Annotated in this window: 22 protein-coding genes; 18 read left to right on the top strand and 4 right to left on the bottom strand. The window is 56.3% G+C overall.

Going from position 1 to position 19,071, the window contains the following annotated elements:
• The first annotated feature begins 21 nt into the window (after positions 1 to 21).
• The 4 genes from WOB96_RS03000 to WOB96_RS03015 all read left to right on the top strand — a co-directional run bounded on the left by WOB96_RS03000 (position 22) and on the right by WOB96_RS03015 (position 2,795).
• Entirely contained in the window at positions 22 to 1,389 is a 1,368-nt protein-coding gene (locus WOB96_RS03000) for a tyrosine-type recombinase/integrase (RefSeq protein ID WP_341369792.1), read from the top strand.
• A 59-nt stretch (positions 1,390 to 1,448) separates the two neighbouring features.
• Entirely contained in the window at positions 1,449 to 1,709 is a 261-nt protein-coding gene (locus tag WOB96_RS03005; protein WP_341369793.1) for a type II toxin-antitoxin system RelE family toxin, read from the top strand.
• On the top strand, positions 1,706 to 2,026 hold the full coding sequence (locus WOB96_RS03010; protein ID WP_341369794.1) for a helix-turn-helix domain-containing protein: 321 nt from the start codon (positions 1,706 to 1,708) through the stop codon (positions 2,024 to 2,026). Before WOB96_RS03005 ends, WOB96_RS03010 begins: the two co-directional genes overlap by 4 nt.
• A gap of 76 nt (positions 2,027 to 2,102) precedes the next feature.
• Positions 2,103 to 2,795: a hypothetical protein gene (locus WOB96_RS03015; RefSeq protein WP_341369795.1), complete on the top strand. Its 693-nt coding sequence runs from the start codon at positions 2,103 to 2,105 to the stop codon at positions 2,793 to 2,795.
• Positions 2,796 to 3,065: 270 nt separating this feature from the next.
• Here the strand turns inward: WOB96_RS03015 and WOB96_RS03020 are convergent, their stop codons facing one another.
• Positions 3,066 to 4,091: a hypothetical protein gene (locus WOB96_RS03020; protein WP_341369796.1), complete on the bottom strand. Its 1,026-nt coding sequence runs from the start codon at positions 4,089 to 4,091 to the stop codon at positions 3,066 to 3,068.
• Positions 4,092 to 4,375: 284 nt separating this feature from the next.
• Between WOB96_RS03020 and WOB96_RS03025 the strand changes: the two genes are divergently transcribed.
• The 6 genes from WOB96_RS03025 (at position 4,376) to WOB96_RS03050 (ending at position 8,801) form a co-directional block, all read left to right on the top strand.
• Positions 4,376 to 6,067 (top strand): AAA family ATPase, encoded by a 1,692-nt coding sequence (locus tag WOB96_RS03025; RefSeq protein WP_341369797.1) that lies wholly within the window; start codon positions 4,376 to 4,378, stop codon positions 6,065 to 6,067.
• A gap of 54 nt (positions 6,068 to 6,121) precedes the next feature.
• Complete coding sequence (locus tag WOB96_RS03030; protein WP_341369798.1) at positions 6,122 to 6,448, top strand: hypothetical protein; 327 nt, start codon at positions 6,122 to 6,124, stop codon at positions 6,446 to 6,448.
• A gap of 238 nt (positions 6,449 to 6,686) precedes the next feature.
• On the top strand, positions 6,687 to 6,962 hold the full coding sequence (locus WOB96_RS03035) for a hypothetical protein (protein ID WP_341369799.1): 276 nt from the start codon (positions 6,687 to 6,689) through the stop codon (positions 6,960 to 6,962).
• A gap of 36 nt (positions 6,963 to 6,998) precedes the next feature.
• Positions 6,999 to 7,364 carry a hypothetical protein gene (locus WOB96_RS03040; protein WP_341369800.1) on the top strand — a complete coding sequence of 122 codons (366 nt, stop codon included), beginning with the start codon at positions 6,999 to 7,001 and terminating at the stop codon, positions 7,362 to 7,364.
• Between the two features lie 45 nt (positions 7,365 to 7,409).
• Entirely contained in the window at positions 7,410 to 8,363 is a 954-nt protein-coding gene (locus WOB96_RS03045) for a site-specific integrase (protein ID WP_341369801.1), read from the top strand.
• A gap of 255 nt (positions 8,364 to 8,618) precedes the next feature.
• Positions 8,619 to 8,801, top strand: coding sequence for a hypothetical protein (locus WOB96_RS03050; RefSeq protein ID WP_341369802.1), 183 nt, complete (start codon positions 8,619 to 8,621; stop codon positions 8,799 to 8,801).
• A 41-nt stretch (positions 8,802 to 8,842) separates the two neighbouring features.
• On the opposite strand, the gene WOB96_RS03055 is transcribed toward WOB96_RS03050, so the two are convergent.
• On the bottom strand, positions 8,843 to 9,490 hold the full coding sequence (locus WOB96_RS03055) for a hypothetical protein (RefSeq protein ID WP_341369803.1): 648 nt from the start codon (positions 9,488 to 9,490) through the stop codon (positions 8,843 to 8,845).
• 116 nt (positions 9,491 to 9,606) lie between these two features.
• A complete protein-coding gene (locus WOB96_RS03060) occupies positions 9,607 to 9,864 on the bottom strand; it encodes a hypothetical protein (protein ID WP_341369945.1) in 258 nt (85 codons plus the stop codon).
• Between the two features lie 79 nt (positions 9,865 to 9,943).
• Here WOB96_RS03060 and WOB96_RS03065 point away from each other — a divergent pair, with 79 nt between their 5' ends.
• Positions 9,944 to 10,360 (top strand): hypothetical protein, encoded by a 417-nt coding sequence (locus tag WOB96_RS03065; protein ID WP_341369804.1) that lies wholly within the window; start codon positions 9,944 to 9,946, stop codon positions 10,358 to 10,360.
• A 36-nt stretch (positions 10,361 to 10,396) separates the two neighbouring features.
• Here the strand turns inward: WOB96_RS03065 and WOB96_RS03070 are convergent, their stop codons facing one another.
• Positions 10,397 to 10,945 (bottom strand): hypothetical protein, encoded by a 549-nt coding sequence (locus tag WOB96_RS03070; protein WP_341369805.1) that lies wholly within the window; start codon positions 10,943 to 10,945, stop codon positions 10,397 to 10,399.
• Positions 10,946 to 11,001: 56 nt separating this feature from the next.
• Between WOB96_RS03070 and WOB96_RS03075 the strand changes: the two genes are divergently transcribed.
• From WOB96_RS03075 to WOB96_RS03105, 7 genes are all read left to right on the top strand, one after another.
• The gene (locus tag WOB96_RS03075) at positions 11,002 to 11,838 is read left to right on the top strand and encodes a metallophosphoesterase (protein WP_341369806.1); all 837 of its coding nucleotides are present in this window, start codon (positions 11,002 to 11,004) and stop codon (positions 11,836 to 11,838) included.
• A gap of 266 nt (positions 11,839 to 12,104) precedes the next feature.
• The gene (locus WOB96_RS03080) at positions 12,105 to 12,308 is read left to right on the top strand and encodes a helix-turn-helix domain-containing protein (protein ID WP_341369807.1); all 204 of its coding nucleotides are present in this window, start codon (positions 12,105 to 12,107) and stop codon (positions 12,306 to 12,308) included.
• A gap of 27 nt (positions 12,309 to 12,335) precedes the next feature.
• Complete coding sequence (locus WOB96_RS03085) at positions 12,336 to 12,929, top strand: DUF1819 family protein (RefSeq protein WP_341369808.1); 594 nt, start codon at positions 12,336 to 12,338, stop codon at positions 12,927 to 12,929.
• Positions 12,930 to 12,946: 17 nt separating this feature from the next.
• A complete protein-coding gene (locus tag WOB96_RS03090; protein WP_341369809.1) occupies positions 12,947 to 13,537 on the top strand; it encodes a DUF1788 domain-containing protein in 591 nt (196 codons plus the stop codon).
• 5 nt (positions 13,538 to 13,542) lie between these two features.
• Complete coding sequence (gene brxC, locus WOB96_RS03095; protein ID WP_341369810.1) at positions 13,543 to 17,118, top strand: BREX system P-loop protein BrxC; 3,576 nt, start codon at positions 13,543 to 13,545, stop codon at positions 17,116 to 17,118.
• A 13-nt stretch (positions 17,119 to 17,131) separates the two neighbouring features.
• Positions 17,132 to 18,520 carry an AAA family ATPase gene (locus tag WOB96_RS03100; protein ID WP_341369811.1) on the top strand — a complete coding sequence of 463 codons (1,389 nt, stop codon included), beginning with the start codon at positions 17,132 to 17,134 and terminating at the stop codon, positions 18,518 to 18,520.
• Positions 18,520 to 19,071: a hypothetical protein gene (locus WOB96_RS03105; protein WP_341369812.1), complete on the top strand. Its 552-nt coding sequence runs from the start codon at positions 18,520 to 18,522 to the stop codon at positions 19,069 to 19,071. The genes WOB96_RS03100 and WOB96_RS03105 overlap by 1 nt, the downstream gene beginning before the upstream one ends.

Consider the following 19,071-nt stretch of genomic DNA (forward strand, 5'->3'; position numbering starts at 1 on the left):
GTATGACCGACCGGGGGGCGTATGACCAGCAAGTTCAACTTCACCAAATCCAGCATCGATGCCTTACCCATTCCACCCAAGGGCAAGCGCGTCTATCACTACGACACCAAGACCCCGGCCCTGGCGTTGTGCATCACCGGCACCGGCGCCAAGACTTTCTATCTGTATCGACGTGTCAGTGGCAAGCCCGAGCAGATCCGCCTGGGCGGCTACCCGGAAATGAGCATCGAACAGGCGCGCAAGCAGGCACAAACCGTGAACGGCGAGATTGCCAAGGGCATGAACCCGGCAGACATGAAACGCGAGCAGCGCAAGGAATGGACCCTGGGCGACCTGTTCGAAGACTACATGACGCATCACGCCATGCCGCACAAACGGAGCTGGAAGACCGACCGGGACCGATTCAAATATCTGCAACCCTGGGCCAAGCGCAAGCTGTCGAGCATCCGCCGTTCTGACGTCAAGACGCTGCATGCCAAGATCGGGCAGGACAATGGCATCTATGCAGCCAATCGCCTGCTGGCGCTACTCAAGACCATGTACAACTTTGGCATCCATGAACGGGATCTGCCTTTCGAGAACCCGGCCAAGGGCGTGAAGATGTTCAAGGAAGAGAAGCGGGAACGCTGGCTGGGCGCTGATGAACTGCCGGCCTTCTTTCAGGCCGTGGCGGAAGAATCGAACACCGACATTCGAGACTATGTGCTGCTGTCGCTGCTGACCGGCGCACGCCAGGGCAATGTAGTGTCCATGCGCTGGGACGAGCTCAATTTGCTGCGCGGCGTCTGGGCGATTCCGGCTGCCAAGACCAAAACAAAAGATCCCCTTGTCATTCCCCTGGCGCCGGAAGCGATCGAGATCCTGACGCTACGCAAGGCGACAACGAACGATGCCCACGTCTTTCCCGGAGAGGGCAGGACCGGGCACATGGTCGAACCCAAAGCCGGCTGGGCGCGCATCAAGCAAAGGGCGAGGCTCTACCAGCTCATGGCCCGCGTGGGCGCTGCCAAGGGCTGGGATGCGCAGGCATTGGCCGAAGCGCAAGCAGCCGTGGAAGATGTGGAAAAGGCTATCGCCAGCTATCGAGCGGAAGCCGAGGCATTGGGGCTGGAGCAGCAAGAACTCGGCTTTGCCAACCTGCGGCTACATGATCTGCGGCATACCCTGGCGAGCTGGCAGGTATCCATGGGCGTAAGTCTGGCCATCACTGGCAAGTCGCTGGGGCATAACAACGTGGCGACCACGGCCCGCTATGCCCATCTGGCCATTGATCCGATTCGGGATGCCGTGAACATGGCCACCAGTGCCATCTGGGCAGCGGGCGGCGTCAAGCCTTCAGGGGACGTGGTTAAGATTCGGCAACGCAACAAGAAGAGTTCGACAGCTTAGCGAGCCCAATCTAACATCCTGCTTCTCTATAGTTATAATAATAACCAGAAGGTTATATAATGAGCTATGCTCTGAAGATCAAGCGCGAGGCCAAGCGCAAGCTGCAAAGTCTGTCCAGTACCGACCGGCTGCGGATAACGGACAAGCTGATGGATTTGGCCCGAAATCCCGACGATCCCACCCTGGACGTGAAGCAGCTTTCAGGTTCCTGGCTCTGGCGGCTGCGGGTAGGCACCTGGCGCGTGATCTATGACCGGCAGGACGAAGTACGGATTATTGCCGTGGAAAGAATTGGTCCCCGAGGAGACGTTTACAAATGACCCTGCAAACCATCAAGAGCCTGGACGGACAGGACGAATACGTGCTGATCCCCGTGGCCGTCTATCGAGCCCTGAAGACCGAGATCGAGGACGAGCTGGCGGGGCTCGAAGCGCGTGCTGCCCAGACCGATGATTACGAGCCCTTCGACCCCGCCGACTACGTGCAAAACCCCGTGGCATTGATGCGGATGCGTGCGGGCATCAGGCAGACAGAGCTGGCACGGCGCTTGGGCGTGTCACAACCTTATCTCTCGAAGGTCGAGCGGATGGAGAAGGTTTCCGACGATCTGCTGGGACGGGTTCGAGAAGTACTATGAAGCCTTGCCAAGCCGGTATGGCAACTTTCGGCCTCTTCCTTGGCCAAATGGATTTCTCGCTGTTGCGGTGGGCCGTATGGAATTGAAAAGCAAGGATTATTATTCTGTTGAAGAAATAGCAGCGTTGTGGGGGATCAGTATTGGAGATGTGATGCATTTACTGCAAACCCATCAGCTTCGCCGGGCAATGTTCTTTGAGGACACCGTCTATGCCATGAATGCCGCTGACGGTGATTATCAAATCACGTATTTAAAAGGGATCGTATATCTGGATGATCACAGTCCAGAGGGTGAGGCCGCGAATGTCACTGCCTATGCATCCCCTTATATTTATCTGGATACCTTCGAATCAAAATTTGACAACACCGCCTTCTTTGATAAATACCGCCTTGGGAACGGGTTTCTGGCTTTGGGAAAATGCAAGATTGGGCCGCTTTCATCAATGCTTATTACTCATGAAGAGCGAGAGCGATATGAAAGGGGGCAGGCCATGAGCCGGGTAGAAGAAGCAGCGAAACCTTTGTCCACCCGGGAAAGACAAGGGCTGCTACTTACAATCGGAACCTTGGCTTTGATGTTGGCAGAAAAGAATCCTGGCCAAATGGGTGGTTTTGAAAAGCCAAACGTCAACAGCATAGCAGGAAAGATTGCTGACTTCGCCGCTGCTCACCAGTTGCCCGAAGAGGGTATGAGGGATAGGACTTTGCGTGAAAGGCTGGCCAAGGCAATTGCAGAGTTCAAGGAGTCTGCCGGTACTGCCAAGCCTTGACCCATCCTGAACTGATGAGTCATCTCCATGGTTAACATGGCTATTGCTGCTATTGTTGCTATTTCTGCTACGCTTCTGGCGCTGACCGATGTAGATCAATGACTTTGCGTTCCAGTGAAGCGGTGAAAACAATGCTCTTCAATGACTCATGGAATCTTGTACCCTCGGATCATGAGGCGCCCAGTCGCTCTTCCATTTGGTAAATTGACAAAATGGCTACTTTCACCAACTCCGGCCAGCTGTTATAGGCTGGCCGGAAATCTCCGCCGCTCACTCCGGCAGGATTTGCAGATTGGGGCCCTGGCGCTTGATCAGGATCGAGCCGTCCGCTAGCTCGATTTCCCATTTAGTTCCATAGCGTCTCGCCCGACAGCCGTGCTCCTCGCATTCCTCCCTTTCGCGGCCGCTGCGGTACCAGACGACATATCTGACGGTACAACGCTCGATGGTCTCATCCGGTACCCGCGCCGGTCTAGGCCGGGCCTTCTTTTCCGTTTCCCTGGTTTTCCAGGTTTCGGCCCAGCCCCGGAAATCCGGTATGGCGAGTGCTGCGATGACCTGGGCCAGTCCCTTTCGTTGATCCAGTCCGGCGGCCCGGCCCTTGGCCAGGGTGCTGTATTTTTCTGCCGCGCGGGCGTACTCCTCTACCAGAAAATGATCGAAGCCCCGGTCAATCTCCTGGTTATATCTTTCCCGCCGGGCATCGGCCGCGGCCTGAAGCGCGCGCTCTCGTTCATCCGCCCGCGCCTGCAGGCTGGATGCATTCGCCGACTGCAACCAGGCTAGCACTGCGGCTGTATCCGTACAGCCCACCAGCACAGGCGTCCACTCATACACGGGTTGCGAGGATGAGCGGCCTTTTCGGTCCAGCGCCATGCTCCTGCGCTCACCGAGCTTGCAATCAAGCTTGAAGACCGGGGCTAGCCATCTGCCATCCACCTCGATCAGCCAGCCGGCCGGAACATGCAACTCGGCCTGTTTTTTGAGAGGCCCGATGTCATGGCCGAGTTGGCGAAAACACTCATCTTCATCGCTGAGCAGCCGCCGCGCTGGAAACCGAATCAGCGCGGCTCCGCCTGCGGTCCGCTCCTTGATCTCGACCGGCACCATCGCGCGATTGATCTGGCCGGCTACATACCGCGCCATCCCCTCGAGATTGTCGAGGCTAGGGGGTGGACAGGGCGGCTGCGCATTCTGTGCAACCCAGAACTGGCCGAGCGGACAGGACCATAGGGTCGCTTTCTCGGTCGCATGCACCATGGTGAATCCGAGTGTGTCGAGTGGGGCGTTCTTCATGTAATGATCTCCTGTGAGGTTGATACACAGGTATTTATAGTCTGATCACCAAAGAAAGCATACATCTATTCAGAACCAAGCAGTGATCTAATATACGTAACCACTTACAATGATGTCATCATGACGAAAGATCCGCTTCTGGCACTACGTTATCTTATATAAAATAACGTAGTCGTGCGGAATTAAGGAGGAATGTCAGGATATTGCAATAAAGACTCTTGCGGCGGTCTTACGCAACTGTTTCGGCTTTGCTAATCTGGTAGTCATCCAGTAAGGAGGATGCCATGACCACCAGCCAGTCGAACCCTTTCGAGTCTGTTCTCCCCCCGTCCGAGGACCAGTTTTCCGCCGACCTGACGCGCTTGGCGCTGACTGCCTCGCGGGATGTCCTGCTGCAAACCGGATTCGCCTGCCTGCAGGCGCCTCAGCATGCCGCCTATCTCGCACTGCTCCAAGCTGGCTGGGAGCCGGTGGACCCATTGCTTGAGTCCTATCTGCGATTCGTATTGGCACCCCATCACCCCGAGGCCGGTTACGCCCTGGCCTTGCAGATCGAGGACCGCTATCCAGCCCAGGCGCTGCTGGCGCTGCGCCTGGCGGCGTCGCTTCATTCCCCCCTGGCGGCCCTGCGCTTTGCCCGGATGGTGCGCACCCGATCGATCCAGCTTTCAGAGGCATGGCTCATGGCGGCAGATATGCTTTTCTCCATCAGCGCTCGGCATGAGGGCAAGCGCTTCCACCTCGACGTGGCCGTGCGGCACCTGGTGGACCTGGCCCTCTCAGAGCTGCAGTTGCACAACAGCGCTGAGAATCAGGAGTACTGGCAGGAACTGCTGTCCGAATGTATGGAAGATGCGGGGGAGGGGCTCTTTCTTCATGCCGCCTGGCTGGCGCGCTATGAACCCCTCATGGCAGCACCCAACCGGGATGAGGACGACGAAGCCATTGCCGCAGCGGATTCTATGTTTCCGCGTGCCGAGAACCCGGTGCGGCCAGTGGAACCCATACCAGTGCCAACAGCCGTTGCGCAGCAACAGACAGCTGATGCAGCGGTAAATAGGGCTGATCCCAGTCCGGTCAGTTCGTCAAGCGGCCCCCGCCATGCGCTGATCCAGAGCCTCACGCCGCCACGCGGCGCCCGCGAGATCGAGGAAATCGACCTGCGCCGCTTCGAACAGCTCAAGCGCGAAGGCGCCATCCTGCTGCCGATGCCTGATCTCGATCAGGTCATGGAAACGTTATCAGCGGAATTTCCGTGGATGGCGCGGGTCACCGAGGCGGTCGGTCGCCAGCTCGCGGCCCAGCGCATGGGGGATGGCGTATTCCGTCTGCGCCCACTGCTGCTGTATGGCCCGCCCGGCTCCGGAAAAACCCGATTCGCCCGGCGCCTGGCCGAACTGGCGCAAATCCCCTTTCTTGCGTTGGCGGTAGGCGGGGCGTCGGACAACCGCGCCCTGCGCGGCACCGCGCGCGGCTGGGGTACGGCAACGCCCTCCCTCTTGTTGAGCTTTCTGGTGCAGGAGAAGGTGGCCAATCCGTTGATCCTGCTGGATGAGCTGGATAAGGACTCCGAGAGCCGCCGCAACGGCCGGGTCTCGGACACCCTGCATCAGTTGCTGGAGCGGGAGAATTCCAAACGTTGGTATGACGAGTTTCTGCTGGGCAGCTGTGATTTTTCGCCCATCAACTGGATCGCCACGGCCAATCAGATCGATGGCATCGACCAGTCCCTGCGATCGCGCGTGCACTGCATCTCCGTGCCCCTGCCAAAGCGCGAGCACTATCCGGCCATTGTCGACACCGCCCGCCAGGCCTTCGCCACTCGCATCGGCCTGCCGGTCGAGGCATTACCGGCATTCGACGTCAGTATCCAGCGCATGCTGGCCCGCAACTTCCAGAGCCCGCGTCAGGCGGTGCAGGCGACTGAGCGGGTGCTTGAGATCCTGCTCAATGAGCGGCGCAGGCTGCTGCACTGAGGCGGGGAATGCGCTCTAGCGGCATCCATACAACAACAAATATCAGGAGAACCTATGCCGATCTGGCGCACCGCGGATGTGAATACACAGCCGGCCCTCAATCTGGTGAACTGGCGGGTCATGCAGCTGGGGAAAAGCCGGCATTTCGTTGGCTACTGTCCGGAAAACCACGAGGGGCGGGTGAGCACAGCGATCATTGCATTCGATCCGGCCACCCGCCAGGGCGTTACGGCTTCGGGCCGGATCTACGTACTTCGAGGACCGTCCGGCTTTGATACCGATGCCGATTACGTTTGGGCGCTCTGGCGGGCGCAGTTTGGCGCCGGGCTCGAAGCGTTGGATGTGTCCGGGGAATACGCGCCAGAGCATACTTCTCACTAAGCACCAATTCCTGCGTTACGGGTGACACGCGCGTCACCCACGACGCAGCAAAGTGGCACGTATGCCGCGGGTCTGCGTCACCCATGCCGCACCGTGTCACCCGTAGCGCAGACCGTCGTCATCCATAACGCAGACCGTCGTCATCCATAACGCAGACCGTCGTCACCAGTACCGACAAGTTGACAATCATCAACGGCTGCCGCACCCTCCCGAACATCGTTCAATAATGGGGGAGGGTATGGAAATCACCGAACAGCGCCGCGCCCAGCTACGCGAGGCGCAGCGCCGCCGCCGCGCAAAGCTCGCCCAACCCGGCCGGCGGCAGATCAACGTCTTTATGACAGATCAAGCGATCAATCAACTCGATGCACTTGTTCAGAAACTGGATTCTGATCGTCACCTAATATTGGAGTCCCTGATTCATCAGGTGACAAAAAGTCCGGAATTCCTGGCGTATCTGCGGGCCAGCCTGCCCACTGAATCCGATGTTGACAATCATCAAGAGACCGACTAATGTCTTCATTGTTGACAATCATCAATGGAGGCGACCATGAGCAATTCTGCGTTTGATCCTGCGTTGGAACTCGAGCCCTTGGATCTCAATAAGCTCGATATGGAAGCTCTGCTGGAACCCTTTAACACGACACAGCTGGTGCTGGGACGCATGCTGATGGAGCAGGCCCTGCGGGAGCTGCGGGCGACCGTGTACCAGCTTGAGCAACCGCTTGCGCCGGTGCAATGGGCGAACTGGTGGATCAAGTCGAGGCCCTATATTTCTCGCATCCAGTGGTCGATCTGCGCGCAGGCGATGATTCAATATCTGACCAAATTCCACTGGGCCGGATGCTCTGCGGCTATAGCCCGGCTGGAGGAGGCGGAACCCTCACTCTGCACGTCTCAGCAAGCCCCGCAGTAACGCTGTGAGTTGACGCTGGTGCACGGACAGTAACAGGGGGAGAACATGGACCAGCCAGATCGTAGTGAACAGACCCAAATGCGTTATCTGGCGACCGCAGAGCAGCTGCAACGGCGTGCTGCCCGAGAGATGCAACTCCCCCCAGGGCTGCTGCCCAGCCCGATCACCCTCGTGCACTGGCTCATCCAATTGCGTCCCACCCTGCGCCCGGCCAGCTGGCGGCAATACCGCGCTGCCACGTTTGCTTTGCTCGATGACATGAATAGCGAGGAGGCCGGCCTCGCCACTCTGGAGCTCCTACAGGCAGACAGTACCCCTTGCCTGCGCCGTCCAGCCTATCCCCGTACCAGTGGCCAGAAAATGCGCAGGCTACCCCAGGTCGAGCTGGATAAGCTCCTGACTCATCTGGCTACCCATCCATCTCGCTGGTCGGCGGGTCTGGCACTCTGGCTGCAGGCGGGCCGACTCACCGGTCTGCGTCCCTGTGAGTGGCCCAGTGCGCAGCTCCTGTATAAAGATGACGAACCAGTGCTCAAGGCAAGGAATGCCAAGCACAGCAACGGCCGCAGCCACGGTGAGTTCCGGCATCTGCGCTTGGGATTGCTGGATGCCGATGCGCTGCAGGTTGTGGTGGACATGCTGGCCTGGGTGCAGCAGATACAGACTCAGCATCACTGGGAAGCGGTGACAGGTGGCTGCCGTGACACACTGACCCGGGTCACCCGCCAGCTCTGGCCGCGGCGCAAGCGCTTCCCGACACTCTATTCAGCCCGACACCAGTTCGCCGCCGATGCAAAGAAAAGCGGTATGCCCCCAGTCGAACTGGCCGCGCTGATGGGCCATGCAGTGTCCGACACAGTGGTCGAGCATTATGGCAGGCGAACGCATGGCCAAAGCGGATTCAGTGTCCAGGCGGATCCCGATGACGTGGCGCGGGTGATCGACCGGCCAGTCACCTGGGATGAAAAGCACCGATTTCTGGTCAGGGTGAGGGCCTAAACCGGCAGCGCTGGCGCAAAAGCTTAACCATCCAACACCCCGGGGGCAGTCCTGCCCCCGGGCGGTTCATTACTGAAACTACCGCTCTACTTCCTCCCGCAGCCTTGGCTGTATAACTAGAACCCTTGCAATGCACCATGGAAGAGATTCTACCGTGCTGGTGGCAGACCAATGCCTGCCACCCTGGATGCGCTAGGCCTCCCGGCCATACTGGACGTCCGGACTTTGCCCTCCTGCCGAAATACAAACTGCCCTATGCCATCGCTCAAGGATCAGCCACGCGGGGCGACCCTGGCCCGCGATGCGATGTCGGGGGACGTGGAAAAACCTCAGGAGAGCAGTCTTGGGGTGGACCTGGGGACCACGGGTCTTCAGGGGAGTGGCGTTGCCGTCGAGAATCCCTTCGGGAGCCCGCTGGCCAATACGGGGCTGCAATAGCAAAAAGGGGCCGCAAGGCCCCTTTCTCTTGGTGGTTGAACTCACCGGACGCCGTTGACATAGCGCGCGGTGGTGGCGTCGCGCATCGGGTATTCCAGCCCGTAGTAGGATTTCAGAAATCCAACTTCAGGCGGGATCTGCTCAGCCCTGCCACCGGTCTTCTGGATGCTTTGCAGCAGGGTCACGATAGCTGCGGCGTTACCCGGGAGCACATGCCTGTGCATGTAGCGGAAATTCGAGGTCTGCGTCAGGTTGGTACCATTGGAGACGTTGATCAGCGGCACGCTGGCGACCTGCCGGCCGGCCGGATCCATCAGGTTCACGCGGCTGTCGATCTCCACCACCCGCCCAGACTTAAGATATAGCCTGGTGATGTCCACCTGAGCGTGATAGGCCGCCCCCTGTCCCTGCGCCAGCCCGGCATTGCGGGCGGCCTGGCGCGCATCGTCTTCCATCATGGTGCGATAGACTTCCGGCGCGTAGGCGCGTGGCTCATTGACATATTTCGGGTCCAGCTTTACCGCCACCTGATCAATCACGATGGGGTGACCCTTGGCCTGGGCCAGGGCGTCCTGGTTAATCTGCATCCTGTCTTCCCGGATGGCGTTGGTGATGACCCCAGCACAACCACTCAGGACCGTGCTCACCGCCAGTATCCCACCCACGAACAGCATTTTCATCTTGTGCATTTTATTTCTCCCTGTGCATTATTCGGCATAGCGCCGCTGGTCCTGCTTAAGTTAATTCCGGCAACCCGGACTGCTGCGCTTTCTGCAGCGTTCCGCGATGGGCGCGACATGATACCTCATCGCCGCATCCGATGTTTCAGGGGCAGATAGTCGATCTTCCTGGCTGATCCAGGAACATTGATGGGCGAAAGCACTTTTGTTGCTGGTCGCGAGTGGAGGGCGTGATTGCTTGTGGGACCCGGCCAGCAGCCGGGGAGGGGATCAGGCGCCGTCAGCTGCGCAGACTTCTCACGCACCAGGCGCTTTTTCGGCTTGATGCGCAGGTTCAACGCCATGGCGCGGTAAATGCGGTAGATGCGTTTATAACCGCCCACAGGCGCTCCAATCGGTGAATCGCGATCTAGAGTATGAGAAAATTCTACTTCTAATCACCGCACCTTTCCGGGGGGTACCATGAGAACCGAGCTTGCTGAGAAACTGTTCAATGATTTCCCGGCACTTTTCCCACGTGGAAAACAGGAAGGTCGCCCGCAGGACCCATTCAGGCTGTTCGGATTCGAGGTGCTCGATGGCTGGTATGATCTGATCTACGGACTCGCAACATCCATCACGGCGCATGCCGAGCAGGCTGGCCTGCAACCTGGCCCGCAGGTGGCGCAGGTCAAGGAAAAATTCGGCACACTGCGCTTCTATCTCGATGGCGCCGACGATACGATAGAAGACCTGGTGCAGGCGGCCGAGCGGGCTTCGGAAAACATTTGCGAACAGTGTGGTCAGCCGGGGCAGTTGCGCGTGTTCAATGACTGGTATCTCACCCGCTGCGAGATCCATGCCAAGGGTGCCGTCGTGGTCCCCACGGATCCGGCATGATGCGGATCGCATCCTGCCCCGGTACCGGTCCCGGTGCTACCACGGCTGCAGTTGCAACCGCGTCTGCTGCTGCCTGGCCTGATCGGCATCGTAGGGCGTGATCGTTGGCAGAATCTCCTCGAGTGTGACCGGCCAGCCGCCCCAGACATCCGCCCCGACGTCCATGGAGCCGGGCAGGGGCAGATAGCTGCCGTGCACGTGCCCATACAGATGCAGGGCACCGCGCCACATGCCCGGCCACTCGCGCAGGGGATAGTGACAGAGATACAGCCGGCGGCCATTCACGGTGAGATCGGCAGCCAGCGCGGCACTGGCCCAGAGCGTGTGGTCGGCGGCATGATCGTGATTGCCGATGATCAGGTGCTTGGTGCCATGGAGCTGGCGCAGGATGTTCTGGGCATAGGTTGGCTTCTTGAGCGTGAAATCACCGAGGTGATATACCGTATCCTGCACACCCACCCGAGCATTCCAGCGCTGGATCAGTCCGGCATCCATCTGTGCGGCGGATGCAAAGGGCCGATTGCAGTATTCAATGATCCGATCATGCCCAAAGTGCGAGTCTGCGGTGAAAAAGATCCGCGACATGTGCCATCCTCCGTGTGATTGTATTCCCAGTTTACCATGACCATTTGGAGCCCCTGATGCCGGACCTCGACCATACCTGGCAAGTTGATCACCCGATCAATACCACCGGGCGCGACTTCATCGTCGGGGACCTGCATGGCTGTCGGCTAGCCTTCGACCAACTGCTCGAGCAGGCCGGATTCGATGCCGCAAAAGACCGGGTGTTCTCGGTGGGCGATCTCGTGGATCGCGGACCCGATAGCATGGCCTGTCTCGATCTGCTGGATGCGCCCTGGTTTCATGCCGTGCTCGGCAATCATGATGCCATGCTGCTGGCCTATCTCGAAGACCGGGACGACATCTATGCCAGTGCATTCGTGGCCAATGGCGGCCTGAAGTGGCTAGCGCAGGTGCCAGCGCGCGAAGACCTCGCACCAGGGTGGATCGAACGCCTGCGGGCACTGCCTCTGGTGCGCGTCATCGGACGCGGCACGCCCGAGCGCTTCCAGGTACTGCATGCCGAGCGCCTGGACTGCACCGGCAAGGGTCTGACCGATGCCGTGCTCGATGATCCGCACAGCACTGAACTTGCCCGCAAGCACTACATCATCGGCTTCGATGATCTGGGCAACTGGCGGGATCATCTGCTGTGGGGCCGCGAACTGCGCTGGCTGGCCACCCACACCGAGCAGTTTCCCGAAGTGCCGGATCTCAGCCGGACCTATGTCGGGCACACCATCACCGCCCCGCGTGAAAACCGGCTGCTCAGCATCCTCGATCATGTGTATGTGGATACCGGGGGATACATGGCGGATGCCCGCCATGGTGACATGGGGCTCACGCTCTTTTGCCATCAGGAGAATCGCGGCTGGCTCTGGGCCTTCGATGGACCCCGGGAAGTGCGGCTGGCCTGAAAACAGTGCGCCAAAGCAAGCAGGCATCTGGCTAAGCAGCAAAACCTGATCTATCTCCAGACGCCAGGGTATTCTGTTCACCGTTTTATGGCCAAAAAGCTTTAATCGAGCCAAACAGAAATAAATCGGTTTAAATCGGCAGAGATCGGTTGACCTCAGGCGTGCACTTCGTATATTTTCAATTGGCTTACCCCGGAGAAATCAGCCTGCCACTAACTTCGCCTCGGCGAACACATGCCCCCAATCGCCCACGAGGAGCTTGAGAGATGTCCGAGATGGAAGATCGTTGGTTATCGATAACTGAGATTTGCAAGTACCTTGGGGTCAGCAATGACACCGTGTACAAGTGGATTGATAGACATGAAATGCCCGCGCATCGCATGGGCCGCCTCTGGAAGTTCAAAAAGGATGAAGTGGACGAGTGGGTGAAGGCAGGTGGCGCTGCCGAGCATTATAAAAAGGAATCCTGACCTAGGATGAGTAGCGACAGGTACAGCATGTCATTTACAACGGGGGGTCTTTTTCACCGCGAATCGTTGAAGCTGGCCGCGCTGTATCTTGATCTTGGCGACTGGAACGCTGTTCGAGACAAGGTCATCGCAGAAAATTTACTGCAGACCAGGACACTGAATACACTCAAACGAATCTGCCGCGAGGTTATCTCTCGACTTAAGACGCTGTCTCAAGGCGAAGTTGAATTCCTTATTGAGGCCAGCCACCAAGAGCAAGCCTATTTCCTGTGGCTCGCCGTTTGCCGTCAATACAGACTTATCGCTGATTTTGCCGTCGAAGTGCTTCGAGAGCGCTACATCTCACTGAAAGGGGATCTGACATTTGATGATTTTGATTCCTTTTTCAACCGGAAGTCCGAGTGGCATTTAGAACTGGATGAGATCACTCCAGCGACACGAGGCAAATTACGGCAGGTATTGTTCAAGATGCTGCGCGAGGCCGATCTTTTGACTGCCAGCAACATGATACACGCTGCCATGCTTAGCCCGAGACTGTTGGACCTGATCCATCAAGGCAGCCGCAGGGAAGTTTTGTACTTCCCTATATTTGAATCCGATGTGCAGGGAATGAAGCAGTGACAGCAGATATAGCCAGAATGCCGATGCAGGACACATTTCAGCATCTCTTTACAGTTATCTCAGGCCAGCGTTTTCTCAACAAACAAGGTCTCGGTAACGAGATCCCGTTCTTCATCTGCCCCTTCAAACCGGAAGAGACCGTTGAAATGGAGCGGCTCCAGCGTCAACTGATCAATCGCCTTGCGCAGGTCGGCGTCCGTATTCTGGAGATCAATCTGTATGACCTTTCGATAGAAATCCTCAAAGAGCGTGACATCTGGGATCAGGTTCTAGAGATGGAGGATTCCGTCTCCAAAGAGCAGCTCAAGGAGCTGTTGCAAGGCGTGCTGGACCCCGAAGCGCATCTTGTTCCTGCCATTGCAGCCAAGCTGGCAAGTGCGGATTTCGAAGTTCTTTTTCTGTCCGGCGTTGGCGAGGTGTTCCCCTACATCCGCTCGCACAACGTTTTGAACAACTTGCAGAGCACAGCGAAAGAAAAGCCGACCATCATGTTTTTCCCGGGATCCTACACCCACTCCCTGGAGTCCGGAGCATCGCTCGATCTCTTCGGAAGACTGCATGACGACAAATATTACCGGGCATTCAACATCTTTCACTGCGAAGCCTGAATTGAATGAAAAGAGCCGAGGGAAGCGTGATCACTCTTAAAACTATTTTTAACAAACCTGTTGACCGCCCGATAGAAGGGGTCATCAAAGCTGACGATGAAGCAAGTCTTCGGCTCGAAATCGAAGAATACGTACTGACCAACGAAGTCGAGAAGCGGCTTGAGTCCTTTCTGGATGCCTACAACAACTATGAAGGCGCCAATGGCGTTTGGGTTTCCGGCTTCTTTGGATCAGGTAAATCCCACCTGTTGAAGATGCTGGCGTTCTTGCTCGAAAACCGGCAGATCGACGGGGCATCCGCTCTTGACCTGTTCCTGCCCAAGTGCGGCGACAACGAAATCCTGCGCGGCGATCTCAAGCGAGCCGTCGCCATTCCGTCGAAAAGCATTCTGTTCAATATCGACCAGAAAGCCGATGTCATCAGCAAGACCCAGATCGACGCGCTCCTCGCAGTCTTCGTCAAGGTCTTTGATGAGATGTGCGGTTACTACGGCAAGCACGGGCACATCGCCCAGTTCGAGCGCGATCTCGACAGTCGGGGCCTCTATGAACAGTTCAAATCGGCCTATGAATCCACGGCGGGCAGAAGTTGGCAAAAGGGTCGTGAGCAGGCCTTGCTCGAAGCGAAAAACATTGCCAAAGCCTATGCCCAGGCAACCGGTGGTGACGAGGCGCAGGCATTGGGGATACTCGATAAATACCGCAGCCAGTACCGTGTCTCCATCGAGGATTTTGCCGAACAGGTGCATGCGTATATCGAGGGGCAATCGCCCGATTTCCGGCTGAACTTCTTTGTTGACGAGGTCGGTCAATACATCGCTGAAAACATCAAACTGATGACCAACCTCCAAACCATCGCCGAGAGTCTGGCAACCAAATGTCGAGGTCGCTCATGGGTCATCGTGACCGCTCAGGAGGAAATGGGGATGGTTGTCGGCGAGATGGGTAAACAGCAAGGCAACGACTTCTCGAAGATCCAGGCCCGGTTTGCCAACCGTATGAAGCTGACCAGCGCCGACGTGGCGGAGGTTATCCAGAAGCGTCTGCTCATGAAAACTGAAGAAGGCGTTCGCCTGCTCTCGGAGATTTATCACGCGCAGTCCAATAATTTTAAGACCCTGTTCGACTTTGCCGACGGATCGCAGACCTACCGGAACTTTCAGGATCGTGATCACTTCATTCACAGCTATCCGTTCATTCCCTACCAGTTCGCGCTGTTCCAGTCGGCCATTCAGAATCTGTCGCAGCATAACGCCTTTGAAGGCAAGCACAGCTCGGTGGGTGAACGCTCCATGTTGGGGGTGTTCCAGCAGGTTGCAATCCAGATCGGGGATCATGAAATCGGTCGGCTGGCGACCTTCGACAAGATGTTTGAAGGCATTCGCACCGCGCTGAAAGCCAATATCCAACGAGCCATCATCCAGGCAGAAAGCCATCTTGATGGTCCCTTCGCGATCCGGCTGTTGAAAACACTCTTCCTCGTCAAGTACGTCAAGGAGTTCAAGCCGACTCTTCGCAACCTGTGCGTCCTGATGCTGGACGGCTTCAATCAGGATCTGCCCGCACTGAGAAAAAGAGTCGAAGAAGCCCTCACCCTGCTGGAACAGCAGACCTATGTGCAGCGCAATGGTGAGCTCTACGAATACCTGACCGACGAGGAAAAAGACGTCGAGCAGGAAATCAAGAACACCGAGGTGGAGTCATCGGAAGTTGCCACCGAGCTTGAGAAGATTGTTTTCGATCAGGTCATCAAGCTTCGGAAGATCCGTTACGATGAGAATGGCCAGGACTACCCGTTCTCCAGAAAGCTAGATGATCGGCAGTGCGGGCGAGAGCATGACCTGGCCATCCATGTCATCAGCCCGTTCCATGAGCACGCAGAAAACGAGCAAATGCTGCGTACCAACTCAACCTATAAATCCGACGAGCTGTTTGTGCTTCTGCCGGCAGATGAACGACTGATGCGCGACATCCTCATGTACAAGCGGACGGAAAAGTACATCCGCCAGAATATCTCGATCACACAGCAGGAGGCGGTGAAACGCATCCTGGCCGACAAGGGTTCCCAGAATCGTGAACGGCTTGCCGAACTGCAGAAGCGCGTTCAAAGCCTGATGGGCAAAGCCAGGCTGTTCGTGGCAGGAACTGACATCGAGATTGGTTCCGAGGATGCGCAGACCAGGGTGCTGCGCGGATTCCAAGAGCTCATCTCCCGCGCCTATCCGAACCTTCGCATGCTGCGCGGCATCACCTACACCGAAGAGATGATCAAGACAATCCTCCGAGATAAAAAAGGAACCCTGTTTGGCACCGACACGACCGTACTTGCCGAATCAGAGCAGGAGATATTAGCGTTCATCCAGAGCAATAACCGAGGCGGCGTCCGTACAACACTTAAAAGCCTCCTGGAGAGATTCGAGCACAAACCCTACGGCTGGTACTACGCCGCCGTACTTTGCACCCTGGCCAACCTGTGCGCTCGCGGCAAGGTCGAGGTTCGCGCCGACGGCAACCTGCTGGAAGAGAGCGAACTGGAGCGGGCGCTGCGCAACAACCATGGCCACGGCAATGTGGTGCTGGAGCCCCAGGTCGAATTTACCGCATCGCAGGTCCGAGCCCTCAAGGCGTTTTTTGAGGACTTCTTTGATGCCCCGCCGCACGCCAGTGAAGCTAAGGCGCTCGGCAAGGAAGCCAGCACCGCACTTCAGGACCTGATGCATCAGCTCACCCCGCTGGCGGCACAGGCATCCCAATATCCCTTCCTGAATGCACTGTCACCAGTGCTTGAGAAGCTCAAGGAACTGACTGGCAAGCCCTATAACTGGTATCTGACAGAACTCACCCGCCAGGAAGACGCGCTGCTCGATATGAAGGAAAGCGTAATCGATCCTGTCCGCAAGTTCATGAGCGGGCCGCAGAAAGGCATTTTTGATAACGCCCGCAAGTTTGTTCAGACCCAGGAGCCCAATTTCGCCAACATCGATGGCGACGAAACTGCACAGTTAGTCACCATTCTGAACGATCCGGAATGCTTCAAGGGCAACCGCATGCAGCAGGTGAAATTGCTGCTTGAAACCCTGCAGGAGAAGGTCGCGGCCCAGGTCGGGGCCGAGATGGCCAAGGCCAAGGAGACGGTCGCCGGTCTTAAAGGCCGCCTCTGCGGCATGGCTGAATTTGGCACTTTGAACGGCGAGCAACAGGAGCAGATCACCCGTCCGTTCAACGATTTCAACGCCGCCATTGAGCGCCAGAATCTGATTGCCGTCATCCGCGATACCCTGCGCCGGTTCGAGGAAAGTGACTACCAGCGGCTGCTTTCGCAGATGACATCCTGGGCGCAACCGGCACCAACACCCGAACCTGCTTTGGTGCTCGGGGAAACCGCCACACCGGATAAAGGATTGAGCCCCACGCCACCCGCCAAGCCGGAACTGCGCATCGAATATGTGCCCAGCCGCTTGGTAAAGGTCTTCTTCGATAAGGCCTGGCTGGCCGACGAGACCGACGTGGAACGCTATCTGGAATCCATGCGCGAGGCGCTACTGGAAGAGATCCGCAAAGGCAAACGAATTCAAATTTAAAGAGAGCAGCGATATGAAGATTTCAATAAAGAATCTCGGTGCTATAAAACAGGCAGAGTTCACACTCGGGGAACTGACGATAATCTGCGGTGGAAATAATACCGGAAAGACCTACGCCACTTATGCGTTGTTTGGCTTCCTGTCTTTTTGGCGAGAAGCCTTTTCAATCAAAGTGCCGGATGGAGATGTTCTCCGCCTCCTGAATGAAGGAAGCGTTGAGCTGGATATCCAAGACTATATTGGCAATGCGCAGGAAATACTCAAGAAAGGCTGCGCGGCTTTTACAGAGCAACTGCCCCACGTTTTTGCGTCATCGGATAAGCATTTCTCTGACAGCCACTTCTCCGTTGATTTTGGCTCAAGTGAAATTCAGCCGGTCCCAACCTTTGAACGCACAATGGGAGCAGCGAAAACACAGCTGTTATCCATCTCGAAAATGGCGAACTCACCGTTGGTAACGATTTCTCTGCTGGTAGAGAAAGAGAAAGTCAGAATACCGCAGGACGTCATTAGCCGGATCATTGGTGATACCTTGAAGGATATAGTTTTCGGACATTTATTCCCTCATCCATTTATTGCCAGTGCGGAACGAACTGGCGCAGCAATATTTAGGAATGAACTCAACTTCGCACGTAACAGACTACTGGAAGAAATGAGCTCCATGGAAAAGGACATAAATCCATTCGAGTTGCTTTCAAAGGTTTATACCGACTACGCGCTGCCTGTTAAGTCAAATGTTGACTTTACGCGCCAGCTTGAAGAGCTCGCCAAGAAGGATAGTTTTATAGCTAAAGAACATCCAGAAATACTCAATGACTTTACTGACATTATTGGTGGTGACTATCTCGTTACGAAAAACGACGAGCTTTATTACGTCCCTAAGGGTAAACGCATCAGGTTGACTATGGATGAAAGTTCAAGTGCGGTGCGATCACTATTGGATATCGGGTTCTACCTTCGGCACGTGGCTACTCCGGGCGATCTTCTTATGGTTGATGAGCCGGAGCTGAACCTCCATCCGGAAAATCAGAGGCGCGTAGCTCGTCTTTTCACACGGTTAGTAAATGTCGGCGTGAATGTATTCATCACGACTCACAGCGACTACATTATCAAAGAACTAAACACCATGATTATGCTCAATCAGGGAGGGGAACGGCTAAAGGCACTTGCCGAACGTGAGCATTACAAGGCTTCTGAAATGCTGAATTCTGACATGGTGAAAGTCTACATAGCAGAAGAAGCGCTCATTAAGCTGGATGGAGCGCAACGCAAAACAAGATGTCAAACACTCGTTGAAGCCGACATTGACAGCAAGCTTGGGATAGAGGCGCGTAGCTTTGATCAAACTATTGACGATATGAATAGAATCCAGGAAGAAATCGTTTGGGGAGGAGATGAGTGATGCCGGATATGAATATTCTTTCTCAAATGATGAAAGGCGCTGCATTGGTGCAACAGGAAGAAGGGTATGGCAAGCCGCTTGTCAAGCTCAGTGAGCCACAAGCGCCAGATTCCAGTGTAACTATTCGAAATTTGCCAGTTGATGCAATTGTTATCAAGGTAGATGCATTTCGTTCGTCAGGTGATGTCTTTAAAGGGGGGAATGGTGAATGTAAACGCGCTGATTACGTCATCATCAGCGCGGAGAAAAAATGTATTATCTACATCGAGATGAAGCGCACAAAAGATGGATGGAGCCAAATTGTCAAACAATTGCTAGGGTCGCAGTGTTTTGTCAAATACTGCCAGGAAGTTGGCAAAGTCTTCTGGAATGAGAATGAATTTCTGAACGGCTATAAAAGCCGCTTCATCAGCATTGGGCATACAAGTATTTCAAAAAAGAAAACGCGTATCACTAAAATTTCAGAACGTCATGATGCGCCAGATCGGGCGATGAAGATCGACTGGCCTAATTACCTTCAGTTTAACCAGCTTGCAGGTTTGGGGGCCTAA

Origin of the sequence: Thermithiobacillus plumbiphilus, assembly GCF_038070005.1 — a bacterium.
GTDB lineage: Bacteria > Pseudomonadota > Gammaproteobacteria > Acidithiobacillales > Thermithiobacillaceae > JBBPCO01.